The sequence below is a fragment of the Streptomyces sp. CA-210063 genome (assembly GCF_024612015.1).
Classification (GTDB): Bacteria; Actinomycetota; Actinomycetes; order Streptomycetales; family Streptomycetaceae; genus Streptomyces.
Genome location: NZ_CP102512.1, coordinates 10,136,825 through 10,159,141, shown reverse-complemented (window position 1 = coordinate 10,159,141; position 22,317 = coordinate 10,136,825). Strand labels below are relative to the sequence as shown.

20 protein-coding genes and 3 pseudogenes are annotated in these 22,317 nt (G+C 69.5%); 10 read left to right on the top strand and 13 right to left on the bottom strand.

The window, feature by feature from the left end; all coding sequences use genetic code 11:
- Window positions 1–50: 50 nt before the first annotated feature.
- A complete protein-coding gene (locus tag JIX56_RS44250) occupies window positions 51–1,646 on the bottom strand; it encodes a peptide ABC transporter substrate-binding protein (RefSeq protein WP_257549633.1) in 1,596 nt (531 codons plus the stop codon).
- A gap of 149 nt (window positions 1,647–1,795) precedes the next feature.
- Between JIX56_RS44250 and JIX56_RS48240 the strand changes: the two are divergent.
- Window positions 1,796–2,104: pseudogene (locus tag JIX56_RS48240) on the top strand (GbsR/MarR family transcriptional regulator); the annotation flags it as partial.
- A 165-nt stretch (window positions 2,105–2,269) separates the two neighbouring features.
- A pseudogene (locus JIX56_RS48235) lies at window positions 2,270–2,690 on the top strand (transposase); the annotation flags it as partial.
- A 134-nt stretch (window positions 2,691–2,824) separates the two neighbouring features.
- On the opposite strand, the gene JIX56_RS44240 reads toward JIX56_RS48235, so the two are convergent.
- Window positions 2,825–4,060 (bottom strand): IS701 family transposase, encoded by a 1,236-nt coding sequence (locus tag JIX56_RS44240; RefSeq protein WP_257551469.1) that lies wholly within the window; start codon window positions 4,058–4,060, stop codon window positions 2,825–2,827.
- 546 nt (window positions 4,061–4,606) lie between these two features.
- On the opposite strand from JIX56_RS44240, the gene JIX56_RS44235 reads away from it, so the two are divergent.
- The 3 genes from JIX56_RS44235 (at window position 4,607) to JIX56_RS48230 (ending at window position 6,547) form a co-directional block, all read left to right on the top strand.
- Window positions 4,607–5,506, top strand: coding sequence for a GNAT family N-acetyltransferase (locus tag JIX56_RS44235; RefSeq protein ID WP_257549629.1), 900 nt, complete (start codon window positions 4,607–4,609; stop codon window positions 5,504–5,506).
- Window positions 5,507–6,059: 553 nt separating this feature from the next.
- On the top strand, window positions 6,060–6,320 hold the full coding sequence (locus JIX56_RS44230; protein WP_257549627.1) for an ABATE domain-containing protein: 261 nt from the start codon (window positions 6,060–6,062) through the stop codon (window positions 6,318–6,320).
- Between the two features lie 20 nt (window positions 6,321–6,340).
- Entirely contained in the window at window positions 6,341–6,547 is a 207-nt protein-coding gene (locus JIX56_RS48230; RefSeq protein ID WP_443031995.1) for a CGNR zinc finger domain-containing protein, read from the top strand.
- A 276-nt stretch (window positions 6,548–6,823) separates the two neighbouring features.
- Here the strand turns inward: JIX56_RS48230 and JIX56_RS44225 are convergent, their stop codons facing one another.
- The 7 genes from JIX56_RS44225 to JIX56_RS44195 all read right to left on the bottom strand — a co-directional run bounded on the left by JIX56_RS44225 (window position 6,824) and on the right by JIX56_RS44195 (window position 13,077).
- Window positions 6,824–6,979 carry a hypothetical protein gene (locus tag JIX56_RS44225; RefSeq protein ID WP_257549625.1) on the bottom strand — a complete coding sequence of 52 codons (156 nt, stop codon included), beginning with the start codon at window positions 6,977–6,979 and terminating at the stop codon, window positions 6,824–6,826.
- Between the two features lie 10 nt (window positions 6,980–6,989).
- Window positions 6,990–8,186 (bottom strand): glycoside hydrolase family 64 protein, encoded by a 1,197-nt coding sequence (locus JIX56_RS44220; protein ID WP_443032087.1) that lies wholly within the window; start codon window positions 8,184–8,186, stop codon window positions 6,990–6,992.
- Between the two features lie 16 nt (window positions 8,187–8,202).
- Window positions 8,203–8,499 (bottom strand): hypothetical protein, encoded by a 297-nt coding sequence (locus tag JIX56_RS44215; RefSeq protein ID WP_257549623.1) that lies wholly within the window; start codon window positions 8,497–8,499, stop codon window positions 8,203–8,205.
- Window positions 8,500–8,514: 15 nt separating this feature from the next.
- Window positions 8,515–9,918: a glycoside hydrolase family 76 protein gene (locus JIX56_RS44210; protein ID WP_257549622.1), complete on the bottom strand. Its 1,404-nt coding sequence runs from the start codon at window positions 9,916–9,918 to the stop codon at window positions 8,515–8,517.
- 258 nt (window positions 9,919–10,176) lie between these two features.
- Entirely contained in the window at window positions 10,177–10,380 is a 204-nt protein-coding gene (locus JIX56_RS44205; RefSeq protein WP_257549620.1) for a hypothetical protein, read from the bottom strand.
- A complete protein-coding gene (locus JIX56_RS44200; protein ID WP_257549618.1) occupies window positions 10,355–11,671 on the bottom strand; it encodes an ATP-binding cassette domain-containing protein in 1,317 nt (438 codons plus the stop codon). The genes JIX56_RS44205 and JIX56_RS44200 overlap by 26 nt, the downstream gene beginning before the upstream one ends.
- A 371-nt stretch (window positions 11,672–12,042) precedes the next feature.
- Entirely contained in the window at window positions 12,043–13,077 is a 1,035-nt protein-coding gene (locus tag JIX56_RS44195) for a LacI family DNA-binding transcriptional regulator (RefSeq protein WP_257549616.1), read from the bottom strand.
- A gap of 181 nt (window positions 13,078–13,258) precedes the next feature.
- Here JIX56_RS44195 and JIX56_RS44190 point away from each other — a divergent pair, with 181 nt between their 5' ends.
- The 4 genes and pseudogenes from JIX56_RS44190 to JIX56_RS44175 all read left to right on the top strand — a co-directional run bounded on the left by JIX56_RS44190 (window position 13,259) and on the right by JIX56_RS44175 (window position 16,936).
- Window positions 13,259–14,041 (top strand): TIM barrel protein, encoded by a 783-nt coding sequence (locus tag JIX56_RS44190; RefSeq protein WP_257549614.1) that lies wholly within the window; start codon window positions 13,259–13,261, stop codon window positions 14,039–14,041.
- A 170-nt stretch (window positions 14,042–14,211) separates the two neighbouring features.
- A pseudogene (locus JIX56_RS44185) lies at window positions 14,212–14,681 on the top strand (substrate-binding domain-containing protein); the annotation flags it as partial.
- Window positions 14,682–14,879: 198 nt separating this feature from the next.
- Window positions 14,880–15,899 (top strand): Gfo/Idh/MocA family protein, encoded by a 1,020-nt coding sequence (locus JIX56_RS44180; RefSeq protein WP_257549612.1) that lies wholly within the window; start codon window positions 14,880–14,882, stop codon window positions 15,897–15,899.
- Between the two features lie 74 nt (window positions 15,900–15,973).
- The gene (locus JIX56_RS44175) at window positions 15,974–16,936 is read left to right on the top strand and encodes a sugar phosphate isomerase/epimerase family protein (RefSeq protein WP_257549610.1); all 963 of its coding nucleotides are present in this window, start codon (window positions 15,974–15,976) and stop codon (window positions 16,934–16,936) included.
- A gap of 475 nt (window positions 16,937–17,411) precedes the next feature.
- Here the strand turns inward: JIX56_RS44175 and JIX56_RS44170 are convergent, their stop codons facing one another.
- Both JIX56_RS44170 and JIX56_RS44165 read right to left on the bottom strand, forming a co-directional pair.
- Entirely contained in the window at window positions 17,412–18,590 is a 1,179-nt protein-coding gene (locus JIX56_RS44170) for an acyl-CoA dehydrogenase family protein (protein ID WP_257549608.1), read from the bottom strand.
- 137 nt (window positions 18,591–18,727) lie between these two features.
- A complete protein-coding gene (locus tag JIX56_RS44165; protein WP_257549606.1) occupies window positions 18,728–19,129 on the bottom strand; it encodes a ferredoxin in 402 nt (133 codons plus the stop codon).
- 140 nt (window positions 19,130–19,269) lie between these two features.
- Between JIX56_RS44165 and JIX56_RS44160 the strand changes: the two genes are divergently transcribed.
- Window positions 19,270–19,632, top strand: coding sequence for a DUF6479 family protein (locus JIX56_RS44160; RefSeq protein ID WP_257549604.1), 363 nt, complete (start codon window positions 19,270–19,272; stop codon window positions 19,630–19,632).
- 93 nt (window positions 19,633–19,725) lie between these two features.
- Here JIX56_RS44160 and JIX56_RS44155 read toward each other — a convergent pair whose 3' ends face one another.
- Together JIX56_RS44155 and JIX56_RS44150 are read right to left on the bottom strand one after the other, a co-directional pair.
- On the bottom strand, window positions 19,726–20,916 hold the full coding sequence (locus JIX56_RS44155) for a 4-hydroxybenzoate 3-monooxygenase (RefSeq protein ID WP_257549602.1): 1,191 nt from the start codon (window positions 20,914–20,916) through the stop codon (window positions 19,726–19,728).
- Window positions 20,917–21,104: 188 nt separating this feature from the next.
- Window positions 21,105–22,295, bottom strand: a complete 1,191-nt coding sequence (locus JIX56_RS44150; protein ID WP_257549600.1) for a type III PLP-dependent enzyme — start codon at window positions 22,293–22,295, stop codon at window positions 21,105–21,107.
- Between the last annotated feature and the right edge of the window lie 22 nt (window positions 22,296–22,317).

Sequence of the window (22,317 nt, the reverse complement as noted above, 5' to 3'; positions counted from 1 at the left end):
ATCTCCGGAGTGTGGGGGCGAGAGGGTACGGACGTGCGGGTGCAGGGCGGTCAGCCGACGACGGAGACCGAGCTGAGGTCGACGTCGGCCGGTCCCACGGTCACCCCGGTGACTTGGTCGGTGCTGGCGTAGATGTAGCTGCCGTAGAAGAGCGGGATCACCGGGAAGTCCTGGAGGATCCGCTTCTGGGCGTCGTTGTAGAGCCGCTGCGCCGAGGCGGCGTCGGTCGCGCTGTCGGCCTGCTGGAGCAGTGTGTCGACGTCGCCCTCGCTGTAGTGGCTGCACACCTGGCAGCCGCCGGCCTCGGTGAAGATGCCGCGCAGGGTTGCCTGCATGCTGGGGTAGAGGGCGCCCCAGTGCCCGTGGTTGAGCCCGGTGATCTTGTTGGCGAACGCCTTCTCGCTGAACTCCGCCCAGTCGGCGGTGGGCTCGGCCTTGACGTCGGCGATGTCCAGGTTCTGCCTGATCTGGTTGGCGACAGCCTTGTAGAGCTCGTCGAGGCCGAGCCCTCCCGGGTAGGTGATCGTCAGCTCCCCGGACCAGCCACCCGCCTGAGCGAGCAGCTCCTTGGCGGCGGCCGGGTCGTACGCGCAGGCGTCGCAGACGTCGGTCTCGGCGCCGACCTCCGAGGGCGGGGTGAGGGAGGTGGCCGGGGTGTAGAGGCCGCCGTAGATGGCCTTGTTGACGGCGGCCCGGTCGATGGCCATGGACAGCGCCTTGCGCAGCCGGACGTCCTCGAACCGCTTTCCGTACAGGGGCAGGCCCATGAACTCCAGCGACGGGGCCTCGTAGGTGTGCAGCCGGTCTCCGAAGTCGGCCTTGGCCTGGCCGTACTTGCTGACCGGAACACCGATGACATCGGTGTTGCCCGCCAGCGCGTCGGTGTAGGCGGTGTTGAGGTCGGTGTAGCTCTTGAAGGTGATGGCGGAGGACTTCGGCTTGGCTCCCTGGTACGCCGTGTAGGCGGTGACGGTGGTGCCCTTGTCGGCCGTCCAGGCGGCGGACATCTTGAAGGGGCCGTTGCCGATCGGCTTCTTGTCGTAGGCGTCGGGGTCCGTGAACGCCGCCTTCGGCATCGGGTAGAAGCCGGTCTGGTTGGGGGTGAGCTGCAGCGGGAACTGGCTGTCCGGGCTGGAGAGGGTGACCTTCAGCGTCGTGGCGTCGACGACCTTCACACCGGAGAGGGTCTTGGTCTTCGGTGTGCCCTTGGCCGGATTGAGCGCCGCGTAACCCTCTATCCCGGCGAACTGGCCATTGGCCGCCCAGGCGTTGGGGCCGTAGGCGGTCGCGTTCCAGGCGTCGGCGTAGCTCTGGGCGGTCACCGCCTCCCCGTTGTGGAACTTCCAGCCCGAACGGAGCTTGATGGTCCAGTGCCGGGCGTCGGTGGAGGTCACCGACTCCGCCTGGACGTAACTGACCTCGCCCTTCTGGTCGACCTTGACCAGGGGGGCGAAGAGGACGCGGAGTTCGTCCCAGCCGACGGTGCTGCGGCCCGGAGTGAGATGGTCGGGCTCCCCGACGGCGACCGAGAATCCGGCCTTCGCCGCATCGCCGCCGCCCTGGGTGCCGCCGGAGCAGCCGGCGAGGGCGAGGACGAGGGCCAGCGATAGGCTCGCCGGGGCTGTGAACATGGGTGATCTGGGCACGACGACTCCATGGGAGAGCAGGGCGCGCCACGGTCCGGCCCGGGAAAGGGGGGCTGGGCGGCCAGGTGTTCACCGGGGGCGCGTAACCGGGATACTGGTCGTCACTGAGATGCCATGTCAATGCAAAGCTGCGAAACCTTTAGCATGAGATGAAAGTTTACGTGGAGGAATCAATGTCCGGCGACGCTCCGGCCAGCACCGCACGCGGCACCCACGGCACCACCGCGCCTCACGAGAGCGGAGACGGCTGGAGCCGGGAGGCGTTCGTCGAGGAGATCGGGCTGGTATGGGAAGCGGCAGGCAGCAGCCGGATGGACGGCCGCATCATCGCCTACCTGCTCATCACAGATGTCCCCTACGTCTCCTCGGCGGAACTGGCCCGTGCCCTCCAGGTCAGCGCCGGCTCCGTCTCACTGGCGACCCGCCGTCTGGTCGATGCGGGGTTCATCAGGCGGCACGCCGTACCGGGCGAGCGCAGCCACTACTTCCGCGTCGACGACGACGTGTGGGGCAGCTTCCTGGCCGGTGAGCGCCGCTATCTGGACCGGCAGGAACAGCTCGCCGCGCAGGCCATCGCGCTGCTCGGCCCGGAGGAGGAAGCGCCCCGGCGCCGCCTGATCAACATGCGCGACTACATGCGCTGGGTCCGCAACAGCCACCACGACCTGCTGGCGCAGTGGCGGAACTACCGGTCCCGGGGCGCCGACGAGGCGACGGACCAGGCCGCGGGGCCCAGGGATGCGGACGGCACGGCAGCCGGGGAGGAGCCGGCGGCGCCGAAGCCGGCGGACGACGAGGAGACGCGCAACCGGCTCTCCGTCACACTGAGCCCGGTACTGGCACGGCATCTCGTGCCGGACGCCCTGTGGGCCGCCGCCGAACCCCTGCTGCCCTCGGGTGCCGCGAACGAACGAGCGGCATTCACCGCCGTCGTCTACGTCCTCACCTCCGGCTGCGGCTGGCAGCAGCTCCCCGCCCAGTTCGGGATCTCGCACTCCACCGCGCACCGGCGCTTCACGGCATGGAGCAAGGCCGACCTCTGGCAGCGCTGGCTCGACGCCCTGACCGAGGCGCCCGGCGATGCCACGGACATCGCGTGGTGCTCAGCCATCGTCCAGGCGGCCGCGAGCCGTCAGCCCGGTGGCGCGGGCTAGTACTCCAGCTGTAGATCGTGATCTTCATGTCTGGGCGGCTTGTCGCTGGTAGTGGCTGGCCTGGGATCGGGCCTGGTGGCGGCGTCGCCAGTGGGACCAGTCGAGTCGGTGAGTCGCGCCGTGGACGAGCCGGACGACGAGCGCGATGAACAGGCGCTGGATCTCGTTGCACGTGAGCTGTATCAGCCCCTCCGGCTCCGGGTGACGCGCGTGTTCGTCGGCTCGGACGACGGCGAGGAAGGCATGGGCGAGCATCGCGAGGGTGACCCAGCGGTGCCAGGACGCCCAGCGCCGGACCTGGTGTTTGTCCAGTCCGGTCAGGCCCTTGCCGGACTGGAAGGTCTCCTCGACGGTCCATCGGCGTCCGGCGACCCGTACCAGGGTGGACAGCGGCACCTGGGTGGCTGAGTAGCAGCGGTAGAAGGCGAGTTCGCCGGTGCGCCGGTTGCGGCGGACGAGCAGCTGGTGGTGGCCGGGGCGGTCGTCGGCGAGGTCGGCCAGGGCCCAGTCGTAGAGGCGGTGCCCCTTGGCTCCGGCTCCGGCGGAGAGTTTCTGCCAGGCCCTCTTCGGCAGCTTCTTGACCAGGGCATCGGCGCGGAACGTGCCTGCCCGGGTGGTGATCTGGTGGTCACAGGCGACGGCGAGTACATAGCCGACCTGCCGTTGTTCCAGCGCGGTTCGCACGTGCGGGTTGCCTCCGTAGACCTCATCACCGGCTACCCAGGACGCGCAGACGCCGGCGTCCAGTGCGCGGCCGATCATGCGGGCGGCGAGGGCGGGTTTCGTGGCGAAGGCGACGCTGTAGGGGATTCCGGCGGCCCGGCAGCGGGCGGTGTCCTCGGTCCAGGAGCGCGGGAGATACAGCTCCCGGTCGATGGCTGCGTGTCCGAGTGGGGTGGAGTACGCGAGGTAGACGGCGACCTGGCTGTTCTCGATGCGTCCGGCGGTGCCGGTGTACTGGCGCTGCACGCCCACCGTGTGCGAGCCCTTCTTCAGGTCGCCGGTCTCATCCACGACCAGCACCGCATCCTCGTGATGCAGGTGCTCGACGACGAACCCGCGGATGTCATCACGTACCGCGTCCGCGTCCCACCTGGCCCTCGACAGCAGGTGCTGCAGACCGTACGGGGTCGCGTCCCCGGCATGCTCGGCAAGCGTCCAGCAGTTCTTGCGCGGCAGGTCCGACAGCAACCCGAGCACGAACGCCCCTGCCCGGCGCCGTGGTTCCACCCGCGCGAACCGTCCCGCAATACGGCCCATCAGGACCTCGAACGCTTCCTGCCAGCGGGCAGGATCTATGCTGTGACCTGCGGCCACCGACTGATCTTCTGTCTTCACACACCGATGATCACCGGTGGCCTCATTGTCACTGGCCCGCACCGGGGCACGATGTGGTTCGACGCCCGGGCCACCTGCGTCCAGGTCCTGCCACTGAACCTGGACGGCCGAGTTGTGTCGTTCGCGGACTGGCTCGGCCGGAGGTCCATGGATCTGCTGGGCTGGTGAACGCTGGCGAAGTCCCGCTGGGTCGTGCATGGTCCGGGGAATCCGGTTCATGGCATGGCGCTCGAACTCAACCGCCACGGGAACACTTGACCACATCAATCGCGGGTCAGGGTGTAAGGAAATCCGTGGACGGGCCCGCGGTAGATCACTTAGTGTGTGGCTCCACGCCCTGAGATGGATGGAAGGAGGCGAGTGCCGTGCGGTTCACACCTTTCCAGCGCTCCCTCTTTCCGCTGTCCCGGCGTGGTTCGTGAGTTCTGACCGGGAGCGCTCCAAGCAGCCTGTATCCCGGAGGAATCCATGACCGACGCGGTCATCCGCGCGCTCTCCGCGAGCGACGCTCATCTCTTCGACGCACTCCCCGACCCCCTGGGCGCCCGTGAAGGCCATCGGCGTACCCAGTTCCGCCCCGACTGGAAGCGCGTCGCCCTGCGCGACGGCGAGGTCGTCGCACGCGGCGCGTGGTGGGGCGGCCCCGACGACTCGGAGCCTGTAAACATCAACTGGTTCGACGTGGCCGAGGGCGAGGAGGAGGCCGGGGCCGAACTCCTGCGCTCCGCTCCCTGGCAGGTCGAACTCGAGATCAACCTGCCCGGCGGCTGGCGGGAAAAGACCGACCTGCGCGCCGCCGCCGAGGCGCGCTTCGCCGCCGCACGAGCCGCAGGGTACGAACTCCTGGTGGAACGCTTCCTGTACCGCTGGACCCCGCAGCGAGGTCTGCCCGAGCGGCCCGGACGCCTGCGCTTCAGCGCCGAACCCGACGACACCGTGTTCTTCGACGCGTTGCGCCGCATCCACTCCGTCACCCTGGACGCCCACGCGCTCAGGGCCGTCGAGGAGGGCGGCCTCGACCAGGCCGCCCAGGAGGAACTCGACTTCTTCCACTGGTGCCCCTCCCCACGGGAGTGGTGGCAGATCGCGCACACGTCGGAGGGCGACCTAGCCGGCATCCACATCCCAGCCCACAACCCCTCCGGCCCGACCATCGGCTTCATCGGAGTCGTCCCAGAACAGCGCGGTCGCGGCTACGCCTACGACCTCCTCGCGGAGTGCACCCACCTCCTCGTCGAGCAGGGCGCGGAGTTCGTCAGCGGAGCGACGGACCAGGGCAACTTCCCCATGGCCGCGAACTTTGCCAAGGCTGGCTTCCCCGTCATCAGTGAACGCATCAACTTCCACCCGGCGGGCCAAGCGGCCTAGCGAGGAGTAGCACGCGCTGAGGGGTCCGGTCAGAGGGCAGGTCCGGACCCCTTGTCAGCGACATGCGGGATCCGCGCTGTGGCCAGCGGCCACCATCTCGTCGTCAGTCCACGTACCTCACGGTGATCAACGATGGACGCACCCGTTTCTCGGACCAGCCCCACCAGCAAGATCACGATCTACAGCTGGAGTACTAGGGGGTGTTTTGAAAGTCCAGTGCGGTGCCCGCGGTGTTCGGTGCGTGCCCTCGGCGTGCCGGACGAAGGCCCTCGATGGGGGTCCCCCCGCTCGAGCGAAGCCGAGAGTGGGGGAGGAGCTACTTGGGTCTTTGGCCGGTGCGGCGAGGGTGCGTGCCGGGCGCCGTGGGCGCTGTGCGGGGCTGGGCTGGCATACGCCCCGTCGACAGGGGCCATGCGCGATGAGGCCAGCCTGGCGGCACCGTGTTTTCGTCCGGGAACCAGTTCTGTTACTGCGACAGCACGTCCACGAGGACGCCACGGCAGGCGGGCACGGCGCCCGTCACGTACCGGAAGGCACGACAGCCACCGACCGCATGGCGCCGACGCCACGGGAGCATCTGCTGCACCCGTCCGACCTGGCCCGCTGGTTCGTGACCGTCGGCCTCAGCAGCGTGCCGCTGCCGGCTGACGAGCAGTCCCTGCGGGACGCCCGCGACCTGCGGGAAGCGATCTACCGGGCAGCACGCTCCGTGGCCGAGGAAGAACGCCCGCAGGCCGCCGACCGCGACCTGATCAACACCTGGGCCGGGCGCGACGACAGCGTTCGGGTACTCGGTGACACCGGCGCCACCTGACATTTTCCCGAGCGTCACCGGTGCGGTCGGCTCTGGCCGTGGTGGCCACCGACGCGGTGGACACTCTCGGTGGCGCCCATGACGGAACGGTTCGCGTGTGCGCCGGAACGGGCTGTGTCGCAGTCTTCGTCGACACCAGCCGCGGACGGTCCCGCCGCTGGTGCTCGATGAGCACCTGCGGCAACCGCGCCAAGAAGGAGGCCATCCGCAGCCGGTCAGGTCAATGAGACGTCATCCGCGAGGTGCCAGTTCCAGTTGCAACGTTCGCAGGCCACCTGGAACCCGAGGCGGAGCCTGCTGTGCAGGGACGAGTTGTGGGTCTCGGCACCGGTTCCGCACCACTCTCGGCACCGGTCTCGGCGATGAGTAGGCGACAGCCCGGTTCCTGTGCCGGCCGGGCGCGGGCGGCCGGCAGGGCGCTCCGGCCGCCGCGCTGGCGCGCGTGGGGCAGCACCGCGCCGCCGAACGTGCCACTTGCCGGCCTCCACGCATGATCTTGACCGTCACGTGGCCACGGCTGCCCCTTCATTGGCGGCGACCGCCCTCGCCAGCAGTTCCGGATCGGCCAGCGTGGCGGGGTGGCGCAGCATGTAGGAGACGTTGTTGAGCGCGCGCGTGACGTCCCCGTCGAGGACGGTGGCCGCCGCGATCTGGTCCATGGCCCACCGCTCAGTTTAAGGGGTCGAGGGTGATGTACGCCTGCTGCGGATCGCCGTCGTGCACGAGCGACTCGTGGTTGCCCACGTCGTCGAACGCGAAGGCGTACGCCTTGCCGTCGGCCATCTGCGCGTGGATCTTGCGGGCGTAGTGGTTCGTGACGACGTCCGCGTAGAAGCCGGAGCTGCTGGGGTCGGGCTGGTTGGGGTTCGTCAGGAGCGTCGAGCGGTTGAAGCCTGCGCACAGGGTGCGGGAGATCGGGCCGCGTACCAGGTCGTTCGGGGCGTCCAGACGCTTGTAGCAGCCGAAGATGCTGTCGGCGTCCGGCTTCTGGAAGGTGGTGACGACGGCGCCGGAGGTGGTGGTGAAGGTCATGACGTTGCCGGAGACCCGCCCGTAGTACTTGGTGTTCGGCTGATCGCCGAAGGGCGTGACCGTCAGGGTCGAAGTGCTGTACTTCTGCCACACGCGGTTGATGTAGTCGTCCATCACGCTCGCCGGCATCGCGCCCGCCGCGATGCCGTGCCCGGGTGCCAGGGCCCGTAGAACCGTGCCGTCGGAACGGGTCTGGATGAGGTTCGCCCAGCCGCCCGGCTGGCCGCGCAGCGCATTGAAGAAGCCGTTGTAGCCGCCGGGCTTCAGGTGGCCGGTGTTCTTCACAGTGCCGTTGGCGGCCTTCACGCCGACCGCGTACGGCGCGGAGAACATGTCGACCTGGGTGCTGTTGATCCACAGGCCGGAGTCGTTGAGGGTGTACTCGGTCCAGTTGAACAGGATGTTCCTGTTGGGGTCGGACGGGTTCTGCACCGCGGGCTGCACGAGGCCGCCGGTGGTCAGCTTGAAGACGAGCTTCTGGCCGTAGGAGAAGTAGACGCGGCCGGAGAACTTCGGCATCCGGAGCGTCATGGTCTGGCCGTTGGCCGGTCCGGCGATCGACGCGTCGGGCGCGTCGGTCGGCGGGTTGCCGCCGGCGGGCCATGCGTGGAACGTGCCGTTCGCGTCGGCCCAGCCCTGCTGGCCGGTGGTGAGCAGGGTGCCGATGTTGTAGACGTAGACCTGGTCACCGCGCCCCGAGTTGTTGCTGATCGTCAGGGGGATGGTGGTGGGCACGGCGGCCTGTGCCTGGCTGCCGGTACCCGTCCAGGTGATACCCAGACCGATGGCCAGGGCTGCCAGCACGGCGGCCAGCGTCCTTCGCGTCACAGAGATGGACACATCGTTCTCCTTATTTGGTCCTTGGTCCTTGGTCCTTGGAGCAGGGCTGTGGGAGAGCGGGGAGGAGGACGGACCGGCGGCGTGACCGGACGAGTGAGCGAGTGGTCAGCCGATGGCGACGCCCAAGGTCGTTGAAGGCACCGTGGCCGCCCTCGCCCTGCCAGGCGTAGACGGTGGCGGCGTCGGTCGTGTTGTCCCCGAGGACGTACTCGGCGTTGCCGCACACCGACACCGCGCCACCGGAGCTGAGCAGGACCTGGTCGGCTCGTCCGTCACCGTCAAAGTCCGCCCACCGGACAGGCGGCACGGGCGGCTGGTGGGGTCAGGAGGCGGCGTTCATCAGATCGAGGGCACTCTGCTGGCGGGCGGCGTCGGTCTTGTCCAGGGGGCCGTACCAGCGCAGGCCGTACTGGTCGAGCGCGTTGCGGTCGGACGCGTAGGCCTGTGCGGCCTGCTTCCTGAGGTACGCCGTGTAGGGGCGGTCGGGCAGGACCACGTTGAGCTTCGCCAGGCCGCGTACGTCGGCGCCCTTGAAAGAGGGCCCGTCGGCACCGCAGTCACCGCTCTCGCAGGGGTCCTTGAGGATGCCCGCCGAGGTGTTGAGCCTGCTGGAGGTGGTGTTGGCGTCGGCGATCCGACGGGCGGCGGTGAGTACGGAGGAGTCGCCCGTGGCCTTGTACAGCTCGGTCAGACCGCCGACCAGCTGGCCCTGGTTGTACGACCAGACCGTGGCGTTGCCGTTCTTGCAGGTGCTCAGGCTGATGCCGTCGCCCACCGTCCGGTCGGAGTTGATCATGCCGGTGCCCTGGAACCAGGTCCAGTCCGCCTTCGCGCGCTGAAGGTACGTCGTGTCGCCAGGGATGCGGTTGTGCAGGGCGGCGTTGAGCTCGATGTAGAGGGAGTTGGGGATGGCGTTCTTCACCGTTTTCGCGGTGCTCCACCACACCCCGCCGCCGCAGGTGTTGTCCCAGTAGGAGGCCATGTAGTCCGCGTCGGCCCGGGCCGTGGCCAGGTAGCGGGGGTCGCCGGTCAGGTCGTAGGCCGCGATCCAGGTCAGGCCCCACCATCCGGTGTCGTCGATGTAGTCATTGCGGAACTGCCCCGCATGGGCGTTGACCTGCAGGTCGTAGGTGCGGCCGATGGCGTAGGTGTAGCTCCGCATGCCGGTCACCCGGGCGTTGTCGATGACGGCGTGCAGCGCGTTGGCGGAGTTCCACCAGCCGGTGGTGTCGAACAGGCCGGTGCCGTAGTCGTAGAACTGCATCTGCGCGGTGGCCGCCGCGGTGCGCCGGTCGGCGGCGTTCCAGGTGGAGCGGGCCCAGGGCGTGCAGACGATGTCGGTGCGGTCGGCGGCCTTGCCGCAGGCGCGCAGGGCGCCGACGCCGTGGTTCGCCCAGTCGTCGACGTTGTACATCATGGTCCGCCAGCCGCTCTGGCCCGCCGGGATCGTGGTGGCGCCGATCCTGCTGCCCGAGGACCAGGTGCGACCGCCGTCGAACGACCGGTCCATCCACACCTCGTCCCCGGGGCTGCCGTTGCCTATGGACGCCCAGCCCATGGCATCGGCGTCATCGAAGTGCAGCACGAACGTGCGCGAGAAGAGCGTGGCAGTGACGGGTTTGCGGTCCTGGCTGCTGAGGGCCGGGTCCCGCGCGTCGCAGTACTTGTTGCACACCGTCGCCGCCGCGGCCGCGGAAGCGGTCGGAGCGACCTGGACGACTGACATCGTTGTCAGGAGACTCAGCAGAAGTGCGGCGAACAATGATCGCTTGGGGCGCATGGAGGAACTCCCGAGGCTTGCCGAACACTACGGTGGGGGCACGGGGGCTGGTCCTGGAAAGCGTGTGCGCAGACGCTAACCGGAAGCGGTGTACACGTCAATGGTCTGGACCTGATGGCGCACCCCCGCGACATCACCGGACAGTCGAGTCGGCCGGGCGCGGCGACGCCGCATGGGGCTTGGACCCGGCGGCGAACGGTGTGCTCAGCCGGTGCCGCTGCGGCGGCGCGCGAGCGCACCCGCCGTGGTGAGCAGGGCGAGCAGGACACCGGTGAACCACGTCATCGCGGTCGTCACGGCGGTGTAGCGGGTGGCGATGCCGAGGCCGATCGCGGGCAGGGCGAGGCCCAGGTAGGAGACGAGGAAGAGCCCGGCGAGGGCTTCACCGCGTTTGGCCGGCGTGGCCATGGCGACGACGGTGCCGACCGCGGACTTGAACAGCACTCCGGCGCCGCTGCCGGCCACGATGCCGGCCACCAGGAACACGGGGAGGCTGGCGGTCTGCATGCCGATGGCGAGGGCGACCATCCCGGCGGCCTGGGAGAACAGGCCGAGGTTCCTGCGTACCTCGGAATCGAGCCGGCTGGTGAGCGTCTGCGCCGCCGCGGCGGCTGGAGGAGGCGACGAGGACCGCGCAGCCGGCGGCAGCGGTGCGGCGGACCACCGTGTAGATGTCGGCGCGGGACATCACGTCCACGCCCTGGGTGGGCTCGTCGAGGAGCAGCAGCTGGGGGTCGCGGCGCAGCCAGCGGCCCAGTACGGCCTTCTGCTGGTCACCGCCGGACAGGGTGCTGAACGCCGCCTCGACGGAAGGTGCCTTCACGCCGTAACGGCTCACGAGGTCCTGGCTGTCGCGGCGTTCGGCCCCGAGGTCCAGGCGCCACCGCCGCCAGTAGTGGCCGAGCACCGACATCGAGAGGTTGGCCCGCAGCGGGAGGTCCGCGAACGCGGCATCGGCGCCCCGGTCCTCGGGGACGTAGGCGACTCGGGCGCGCATCGCGTCGCCGGGGCCGGTGAAGGACACCTGGTTGCCGTCGAGTTCGATGGTGCCGCCGGTCGGCCGGTGGTCGCCGAAGAGGGTGCGCAGCAGCGAGGTGCGGCCGGAGCCGAGCAGGCCCGCGACGCCGACGATCTCACCTGCGCCGACCTCGAGGTCAACACCACTGAGCGGGCCGCCGGTCAGGTCGGTGACGGTGAGCAGCGGGCGGGGCCGGCTCTTGCTCACGGTCGGACGCACGGCCTCGTCCGGTGCGCGTCCGGCGATGAGCTCCACCAGTTGTGACTCCGTGGGGCGGTGGTCCACGAGGGTGCCGGCGACCCGGCCGTCCCGCAGGACGGTGTAGTCGTCGGTGACGGCGATGACCTCGCTGAGGCGGTGGCTGACGAGGATCACCGTCTGCCCCTGGTCGGCACGCCGGCGTACGGACTCCAGAAGGAAGCTCGCCTCGTGCTCGGGCAGACTCGCCGTGGGTTCGTCGAGGACCAGGACGAGGTCGTCCCGGTCTGTCTCCTGCAGTGCCCGTGCGATGGCGACCATGGTGCGGGCGGCAGGCCGCAGGGTGCCGAGAAGGGCGCGGGGGTCGGCGTCGATCTCGAACCGCTCCAGCAGTGCGGCGACCCGGTCGTGCAGCGCCCTCCAGCTGATCCGGGCGCCCGCCCGGGTGGGCCAGCCGGAGACGAGCGCGATGTTCTCCGCCACGGTGAGGTCGTCGAAGCTGTGCGCGCGACTGCGCGAGCTGGAGCTTGCAGCGGTGGCCGACCTGGGGTTCGTCGGTCTGGACGAGGGGGCCGAGGAACAGCCGGCGGTCATCACGGGGGTTCAAGGCGAGCGGCGGCAAGCGCCTGTCGTCACCGAAGAAGGTCGTGAACCGGCTAGTCAGCAGCCTGCGGGCGCCGGTCGACCACGGCTTCACCGGTGATCTCCCCGCAATGATCACCGTGATGAGCTGCGCGAGCACCCCAACGGCTCATCACACCAAAACCGTTGGCCTGTACGAATCACGATGAAACTTCCTCATGGGGTCACGGTGGAACTTCGACCAGAACGAGTCGGGACTGGAGCAGCGCGGGTCAGGAGCGGCAAGGTGCCCTGGTGGTGCTTCGTATGACGAGGTGTGGTGTGACGACGACTTCTCGTTCGTCGTCCGCCGCCCCGCCCTCCAGCCGGGCGACGACCCGGCTCACGGCCCGGCGCGCCAGTTGGCGGGCTTCTTGCCCGATCGTGGTGAGTTGGACGTGGGCGAGGCGGGCGAGGTGGCTGTCGTCGAAGCCGACGACCGAGATCTCGTCGGGCACCGGGATCTGTGCGCGCAGGAAGGTGTCGAGGACGCCGATGGCGCAGTGGTCGTTGAAGGCGAGGACGGCGGTGGGGCGGGAGGAGTCGGTGAGGAGTGTCCGGGCGGCTGCGGCGCCGTGGTCCTCGGTCAGCCCGCCCTGCACGAGGCGGACGCGGTCGGTGAGGCCGTGGTGCTTCATGGCCGACTTGTAGCCGCGGCGCCGGTCGGCCGCGCCCGGCGCCCTGCCCCCGTCGATGTGGACGATGTCGCGGTGGCCCAGTGCCACGAGGTGGTCGACCGCCTGGCGGGCGCCCTCGTCGTCGTCCGCGCGGACGACGTCGACGCCGTCGGCGAGCGGACGCAGCCGGCGGGCCACGGAGACGACGGGAAGCTGCGCCGCGAGTTCTGCCAGCCGGGCCGCCGGGGCATGGGGGCTGAGCAGGATCAGCGCCTCGCAGCGGTCGGCGAGCAGCATCTCCACCGCCTCCTGTTCGCTGCGGCTCGCGGCGACGGCGCTGAGCGCGATCTGATAGCCGGCCGCCCCCGCCGCGGCGTAGAGCGCCTCAACCATGTCGGCGTGAAAGGGCTGTCGCAGGTCGAACTGCACTCCCACCAGGTGCGAGCGGCTGCTGCGCAGGAGGCGGGCCCTGCTGTCCGGCCGGTAGCCGATCTCCTGCGCGGCCCGCAGTACCCGCTCGCGACTTGCCGCGCTGGGCCCCTTGGCAGCGCGCATGACCATGGAGGCAAGCGGCACGGAGACACCTGCCCGCGCCGCGAGGTCGCTGAGCGTCGGCCGCTTTCCGTCCGGGACGGCAGAGCGCGATGGCACCGTCGGCCTTCCTGATCGAGGGTCTTCTCCGAGGTGATCGTAGACCGGGCCAAGCAGGACACGCACTGGTCAACGTTGTTACAACGTTATAAATCAAATGTCCGCACAAACCCTTGACAGGCTGCTCCGCGCCTGGCGTACTGCTGCTGTTCTCTTAGAACGTTATAAGTCTGGAGCTGCGATGTACACGTTGGCGGTCTGTGCCGAGATGGTCTACCGCGACCTGCCGATCGAGGAGCGGGCCCGGCGCATCCACGAGGCCGGCTTCCAGGTGGAGATCTGGGACTGGACCCGGCACGACCTGAACGCACTGGCCCAGACCCCCGCCGAGTTCTCCTCGATGACCGGCTACGTTCGCGGCACTTTGACCGACCCGGACGGCGCAGCCGAACTCCTGCGCACAGCCGAGGAGTCGATCAAGGCCGCCGAGCATCTTGGCTGCCCCCGGCTCAACCTGCACGGCACCGGCCTGGACGGCGATGGCCTGCCCGTGGTGCCGGTGACCGACGAGGCCACCGGCGACATGTGGATCACCGCCCACCGCACGCTCACCCGCCTGGCCGAACTGGGCGAAAGCGCGGGCGTCACCTTCACCTTGGAGAACCTCAACACCGCCGTCGACCACCCCGGCGTCCCGTTCGCGCGGGCCGCCGACACCTACGCCCTGGTCGCGGCAGTCGATCGGCCCGGTCTGCGGATGAATCTGGACCTGTACCACGCCCAGATCGGCGAGGGAAACCTCATCGAACTGATCCGCCGCGCGCATGGCGCGGGGCTGATCGGAGAGATCCAGGTCGCCGACGTGCCCGGCCGCTGCGAACCCGGCACCGGAGAGATCAATTATCCGGCCGTCGCCTACGCCCTCACCGACCTCGGCTACGACGGCACGGTCGCCCTGGAGGCATGGCCCTCCGGCGACAGTCACACCGCAATGGAGCGGTTCCGCGCCGCGTTCACCCTCTGATCCCACCCCGAGTCGCACAGCAGGCCGCCCAACAGCTCCCCGCCCGACCCGCAACGGGATGTGTTGCGTCCCACCGGTGGATCACCCCTTCCCGCAAGTCAGCACAGTGAGGTGCCGAAACGAACCGCTCGCTCCCCTCCCGCTCCCGCAGATTCACCGTCTTGGTGGCCATGGCCGCCAGTACAGTCCTGGCACTCGCCGGCTGCTCCAGCAGCTCGGGCGGCAAGAAGTCGGAGGAGAGCGCCGGTGGCGTCTCTGCCGGCAAGGCCACCACGCCCGCATGACCATCGCGATGATCACCCACGCGGTCCCCGGTGACACGTTCTGGGACACCATCCGCAAGGGCGCCCAGGCCGCGGCCGCCAAGGACAACATCAAGCTGGTCTACTCCTCCGACCCGAACGGGGGCAACCAGGCCAATCTGGTGCAGAACGCGATCGACCAGAAGGTCGACGGCATCGCCGTCACCCTCGCCAAGCCCGATGCCATGAAGGAAACGGTGGCCAAGGCAGTGCGGGCCGGTATACCCGTGGTCGGCTTCAACTCCGGTGTGGACGACTGGCAGAAGCAGGGCCTGCTCGAGTACTTCGGCCAGGACGAGACCGTCGCGGGCGCGGCGGTCGGCAATGAACAACGGCAACTACAGCGGCGGTGGCGTGGCGCCCGTGCTGACCGGCCCGGCCTTCGTCGACAAGTCCAACGTCACAACCGTCGCCACGTTCGCGGCCAAGGGAACACGGTGACGCGTACGACCCAGGTCACGGCCGGACCCGTGTGGGTTCGGCCGGCCCTCTGCTGACCGTCACCGCCATCGCCCACCCTCAAGTCAAGGAACCACATGACCTACCGCACCTCCCTTGGAGTCGCCGTGATCGGCGCCGGCCGCATGGGAGCCGATCACGTACGCCGGATCAGCGAGGTGACCAGCGGCGCCCATGTGGCCGCCGTCGTCGACGTCGACATCGATCGCGCCAAGACGGTCGCCGCCGACGTCGAAGGATGCGCGGCCTACGGCGACGTCGCCGAAGCGATGGCCTCACCCGACGTCGACGCGGTGCTGCTCGCCTCCCCGGGCATCGCCCACGAGGCGGCACTGCTCACCGCGTTCGAGTACGACCTGCCCGTCCTGTGCGAGAAGCCCCTCACCCCCGACGCCGCCTCCGCCCTGCGCGTGCTGGAGGCCGAGCAGCGGCTCGGGCACCGCCGGGTGCAGGTGGGCTTCATGCGCCGTTACGACCACGAGTACATCAAGCTCAAAGCGCTGCTGGACAGCGGGGAACTGGGCCGGCCGCTGATGCTGCACAACCGGCACCGCAACCCGTCCTGTCCGCCGGACTTCACCAGCGCCATGCTCATCAACGACTCCGTGACCCACGAGATGGACATCACCCGCTGGCTGCTCGGCCAGGAGATCACCGCCGTCACCGTGCTGCGGCCGCGGCCCTCCGGCAACGCGCCCGAAGGGCTGGCCGATCCGCAGTTCGTCGTCTTCGAAACCGACGGCGGCGCCCTGGTCGACGTCGAGATCTACGTCAACGCCCGCTACGGCTACCAGGTCCAGGCCGAGGCGGTGTGCGAGCACGGCACCGCCCGCATCGGCGACCGGCACGACATGCTCGTCAGCACCGGCGGGCGCTGGGGCGGCACTGTCGCCCCCGGCTTCGTCGAGCGGTTCGAGGAAGCGTACGACCGCGAGGTCCAGGCATGGATCGACGCCACCCGGCGCGGCGAGGTCACCGGCCCCAGTGCCTGGGACGGCTACGCCGTGGCCGCGGTCTGCGAGGCGGGCATCCGCGCCCAGACCGAAGGCCGCCGCGTCGAGGTGGAACTCGCCGACCGCCCAGCCCTCTACATCTGACCCCCACCGCCGGCACACCGAACCAGCGGGGAACGACCGCTCCCCGCCCTGCCACACCGCAGACGGGACGCATCATGAAGATCGGTCTGAACACCGACAGCGTCGGGCACCTCACGCTCGACGAGACCCTGAACCTGGCCGCCGAACTCGGCCTGGACCACGTGGAGTTCGCCACCGGCGCCTGGTCCACCGCCCCGCACATCGACATCGACCGGCTTCTCGACAGCGACGGCGCGCGCCGCGAACTGCTGGCCAAGCTCGCCGACCGAGGGCTCACGATCAGCGCCCTCACCTGCTCGGGCAACCCCCTGCACCCCGGGCCCAGCGGCCGCGAGCACGACCAGGTCGCGCGCAGGACGATCGCTCTCGCCCCGCTCCTCGGCGTCGACCGCGTGGTGATGATGTCCGGGCTGCCGGGCGGGCCGGGCGACGCCAACCCCAACTGGATCACGGTCTCCTGGCCGCCGGAGACCACACAGATCCTCGACTGGCAATGGACCGAGGTCGTACTCCCGTACTGGCGAGACCTCGTCGCCCACTCCCGTGACCGGGGCGTACCCAAGCTCGCTCTGGAGATGCACGCCCACCAGGCGGTCTACAACGTCCCCACCCTCCTGCGCCTGCGCGAGGAGGTCGGGCCCGTGGTCGGAGCCAACTTCGACCCCAGCCACCTGATGTGGATGGGCGCCGACCCGCTCGCCGCCATCGAGACCCTGGGCGAGGCGATCTACCACGTACACGCCAAGGACACCCGGCTGGAACCCTCCCGCCAGGCCCTGACCAGCAGGCTGGAGACGCTGCCGGTCATGGCCGCCAAGGAACGCTCCTGGAACTACGTCACCCTCGGCTACGGCCACGACGACGCGTTCTGGCGCGCTTTCTGCCTCGCCCTGCGCCGAGCCGGCTACGACGACGTCCTGAGCATCGAGCACGAGGACGTTCTTGTGGCCCCCGTCGAGGGCGTCACCAAAACCGTCGACCTCCTAGGTCGCGTCGCCCTGCGCGAACCCAGCTCCTACAAGCCCCAGGAGATCTGAGCCGTCCGAAGCCGCACGGACACGAGTTCCGCGCTGCTGGGCCCACCAGCCCGAGGCCGACCGCGCCCAGCGTGATGCCCTTGAACACACTCGCCGCCGGCGAGGCCGTGACCCAATTCCTGCTCGCATCCGCCGGCCTGCACGAGAACGACAACGATCTGGGATCAGTCATCCACCGCCCTCGAGTCCGCGAACGGCATCTCCAAGATCCCCGCCAGAACGGCGGCTGCCGATGGTGTACGCCCACGGGCAACCTCGGACGCGGCGCCAGCGGAGAACTCTCAGCCTGGCAGGCGGTAAGTTCTCGATCTTGAGTTGGAGCCGCCATCGCCGCGAAGTCGCAGTCGACGGCGTTCCAGTGCTCGCGGCGAAGTGCCAACTGCCGCATCACGGCTCGGCCGTCATCCTGATCCCACAGAATCACGGTGCCAACCATCCTCGGTATGTGACAACTAAGGTCTGTGGTCACAGGAGGCTAACGCCGTACCCGGGGCATCCCCAGACCGATCCACGAGATGATCTCGCGCTGGATCTCGTTGTTGCCGCCGCCGAAGGTGAAGATGACGGCCGAGCGGTAGCCGCGTTCGAGTTCGCCGTGCAGGACCGCGCCGGTGGAGCCCTCCTTGAGGGCGCCGGCGGTGGCGACGATCTCCATGAGCCAGGCGTAGGCGTCGCGGCGGGCCTCGGAGCCGTAGACCTTGACGGCGGAGGCGTCCTGCGGGGTGAGGGTGCCCTCCTGGAGGGCGCTGACCATGCGCCAGTTGAGGAGTTTGAGGGCGTCGAGTTTCGTGTGGGTCTGGGCGAGGCGGCGGCGTACCCAGGGGAGGTCGATGACGCGGCGGCCGTCGGCGAGTTTTGTCTCCATGGCCCAGCGCTGGACGTTGTGCAGGGAGCGGATGGCCATGGTGCCGTGGGCGGCGAGGGTGACGCGCTCGTGGTTGAGCTGGTTGGTGATCAGGCGCCAGCCCTTGTTCTCCTCGCCGACGCGGCGGGAGACGGGGACGCGGATGTTCTCGTAGTAGCTGGCGGTGGTGTCGTGCGAGGCGAGGGTGTTGATGAGGGTGCAGGAGTAGCCGGGGTCCGTGGTCGGGACGAGGAGCATGGTGATGCCCTTGTGGGGCGGGGCGTCGGGGTCGGTGCGGACCGCTAGCCACACCCAGTCGGCCGTGTCGCCGTTGGTCGTCCAGATCTTCTGCCCGTTGACGACGTAATCGTCGCCGTCCCTGACCGCGCGGGTCTTCAGTGAGGCCAGGTCCGTGCCGGCGTCGGGCTCGCTGTAGCCGATGGCGAAGTCGATCTCGCCGGAGAGGACGCGGGGCAGGAAGTACGACTTCTGCTCCTCGGTGCCGAACTGCATGATCGTCGGGCCGACGGTGTTGAGCGCCATCAGCGGCAGCGGGACCCCGGCCTGGGCGGCCTCGTCGAAGAAGATGAACTGTTCGATGGCGGTCAGGCCGCGTCCGCCGTACTCCTTCGGCCAGCCCACGCCGAGCCAGCCGTCGGTGCCGAGGCGGCGGATGGTCTCGCGGTAGAAGCGCTTCTGTGCCGCCGGGTCGGCGTGCCGGGTGTAGGCGCCCTCCGGTACCAACTCGGCGAAGTAGGCGCGCAGTTCGGTGCGCAGCCGCTGCTGCTCGGGCGTGTATTCGAGGTGCACGGCGCCTCCAGGCTCCCCAAGGCCGACCTGACGGCGCACACGCTAGAACGTGTTCCAGTAATTGGGAACACGTGGGAGCGGTGCGGTCCGGCCGATTCCCCCGGAGATCCCGCCCCTCCTCCCGCGAGACCGGGGGTTCAGCCGAGGGTGGCGAGGAAGTCCGTGCAGGCCTGGGCGCACTCACGGCAGGCCTTGGCGCCGTCCTCCGCGCCGGGGTGCTCGTCGAAGACGTGCGCGCATTCGAGGCAGACGGTTCGGCACCACTCCACCTGCACGCGGATACCGGCCTCGTCGAGGCCGGGCTGCTCGGAGAGCACCCTGCAGGTGGCGTCGCACACCTCCGCGCACATGATGCCCTTGCGTCGCATCTTTTCCTGGTCTTCGGGCCCGTCCGGATCGGCGAGGCTCGCCCGCAGCGCACAGGCACGCGCACACTCCGTGCACGCCTGCGCACAGGCGAAGCGGTCCTCGAGGAACCGGACGAGTTCCTGGTGGGATGTCGTTGTCGAGGTCACAACGGGCGGGTAGCCGGAGGCCATGCGGCCAAACACGGTGGGCAGCATCCGCGCCGCACACGGTGCACCGGGTTCCGTTTCCGAGGGCGGGACACAGGGCACCCGGGCACAAGCTGTTCGAAGCGGGCCGGTTCACTCGACCTTTTAGGGGGTATTCATCCCTTATGAACATGGAATGGACTGATATAGCCGCAGAACGAAGCGTACTGGGCGGTATCGCACCGTTCCTGGCAGGCGTCGTCGTGGTGGCCATGCTGATCGGCGCCATCTGGCTGGGCGCTCGCGTACGGGCACGTGAGCCGCGCCGGCCGCGCCCCGAGGAGCAGCCCCGCATGCCGGACGGCGGCCCTGTCCGTGAGGAGCGGGTGAACCGCGAGCCGGACGAGATCCCCAAGAGCGACTACCGGCTGACACCGTACGAGGTGCACGGAAACATGGGCTCCCGCCCGAGCGAGGAGAAGAAGCGGCCGCGCTGGAGCAAGGGCAGCAGCGGCTCCTTCGGGAGCGGCGGCCTCGGCGCCCACTGACATCGACCACACGGCTACGGGCCCACCCCTTTTTCGGGGGTGGGCCCGTCAGTCATGTCCGTGCGCGCCAGTGCGGTCATGTGGTGTGACCGGCTAGGACGCGGTGTCCAGCGGCAGCCCCGTGTAGTTCTCCGCCAGCTCGGCCGCCGCGTGCCGTGAGGTGGCGACGCGGTCGAGCTGGGAGAGCTGGAGCCTGGTCTCGAACGGGGACTGGGCCGGGTCGACGTGCAGCGTCGTGGTCATGAAGTAGGAGAAGTGCTCGGCCCGCCACACCCGGCGCAGACAGGTGTCGGAGTACGTGTCGAGCAGTTCGGACGAGCCTGTCTCCCTGAGCCGCGCGAAGGCACGGGCCAGCACGATGACATCGGTGGCGGCCAGGTTGAGCCCCTTGGCGCCGGTGGGCGGCACGATGTGGGCGGCGTCACCGGCCAGGAAGACCCGGCCGTGACGCATCGGCTCGGTGACATGGCTACGCATCGGCAGGACGGCCTTGGAGGTGACGGGCCCGCGCTTGAGCCGCCACCCCGGGTTCGCGGTGAGGGCGAAGCGGGCGTCCAGCTCGTCCCAGACCTGCTCGTCGGACCAGTCGGCGGGGTCGGTGCCGTTCGGGACCTGGAGGTAGAGACGGCTCACGGACAGCGACCGCATGCTCGCCAGTGCGAAGCCGCGCTCGGAGTGGGCGTAGATCAGCTCGTCGTAGACGGGCGGGGCGTCGGCGAGGATGCCCAGCCAGGAGTAGGGGTACGTCCGCTCGTACGTCGTCCGCACCCCGTCCGGGACAGCGTTGCGTGCGACGCCGTGGAAGCCGTCGCAGCCGACCACGTAGTCGCAGGTCAGAGTCTGTTCGCGACCCTCGTGGGTGTAGCGGATGAGCGGGCGGTCGGTGTCGGCGCCCTCGACCGCGTGCACCTCGGCCTCGAACAGCAGGGGTCCGCCGTCGGTGAGCTGGAGGGCGATGAGGTCCTTGACGACCTCGGTCTGGGCGTAGACCCACACCCGGCGCCCGCCGGTCAGCTCGGGGAAGTCGACGCGGTGGGCGCGGCCGTCGAAGCGCAGCTCGATGCCGTCGTGGGGCATGCCCTCGGCATCCAGTCGCGCCCCCGCGCCGGCGGCGCGCAGCACGTCGACGGTGGCCTGCTCCAGGATTCCGGCACGCTGGCGCTGTTCGACATATGTGCGGTCCTTGCGTTCCAGAACCACACTGTCGATTCCCGCGTTGTGCAGCAGACGGGCCAGCAGCAGTCCCGCCGGGCCGCCGCCGATGATGCCGACGGTGGTGTGCATTGAGTACTCCTCGTCGTTGAGGACGAGCCGCGTCCCGTCCCCCGGGCGCCGACCTTGTTCGTCTGGTGAAATTCACTTCACTGCATTGTGGACATGAGTCTGCGCCCGGTCCGCCCGCCTGTCAACGGTCACACTCCCCCAGAGGGTCGGGCGGGCGAGCGGGTTCCGCCACGGAGCTCTCGACAGGATCAGCCCAGGAAATGGAAGCCGGGGCGCGGATGCATCAGGAAGTCGTGGTGCGAGATGTTCCACGCGTACGCGCCCGCGAGGGAGAACGCCACCCGGTCCCCCGCCCGCAGCCCGGGCGCGTGGGCGTTACGGGCGAGGAGGTCCTTCGGTGTGCACAGCTGCCCCGTGAGACTGACGTACTCCCCCACGGCCGCCGGGCGCGGCCACGGGTGCGGCCATTCCTCGACCGGCAGCACCGCGCACGGCTGGTCGTGCCCCTTGGTCGCCGGGGTGCGGAGATGGTGAGTGCCGCCGCGGACCACGGCGAACTCCTCGCCGTGGCTGTGCTTCACGTCCAGCACCTCGGTGACGTACCAGCCGCAGTACGCGGTCAGTGCCCGGCCCGGTTCGATACGAAGCGTCAGTTCCGGGTGGGCATCGGCGAGTCGAGTGAGACCTTCGCCGTATGTTTTCCAGTCGAAGCGGCTCTCGGGGTGCGCGTAGTCGACGGCCATGCCGCCGCCGACGTTCACCTCGGAGAGGGTGACGCCGAGTCCCGTCGCCCAGTCCACGATCGCGCGGGCTACGGAGAGTTGCGCGGGTGCGTCGAGTCCGCTCGCCAAGTGGGCGTGGATGCCGCGCAGTCCGAGGTGCGGGTAGGTGCCGTCCGTGAGAGGGCGCAGGACGTTCGGTGCCTGTGAGGGGTCCAGACCGAAGGGGGTGGGGCGGCCGCCCATGGTGAGCGAGCTGCCCGCCAGTGAGCCGTCGGCCACCGCGAGGTTGAAGCGGAGGAGCACCCCCACGCGTGTGTCCGGCGCCGTCTGGCGTGCCAGTTCGGCGAGCATGCGCAGGTCGTGCTCGCTCTCCACATGGAAGCGTTCGACGCCCTGTCGCAGGGCGGCGCGGATCTCGTCCGGGGTCTTGCCGGGGCCGCCGAAGGCCAGCGGACGGCCCGGGACGGCCTCGGCGACATGGGCGAGTTCGCCACCGGAGGACACCTCGTAGCCGTCGACGTACGGGCCGACCGCGGCGAGGATCTCCGGCTCGGGGTTGGCCTTGGCGGCGTAGTACAGCTCGACGCGTTCGGGGAGCGCGGCGCGCACCTGTGCCGCGTGTGCGCGCAGGGCGGCCAAGTCGTAGACGTACGCGGGGAGTTCGGTGGGCGGCAGGGACAGGACGCGGTCACGTACGGCGGGGGTGGGGAGGCTCATCGGGCGTTCCTGACTGATCGGG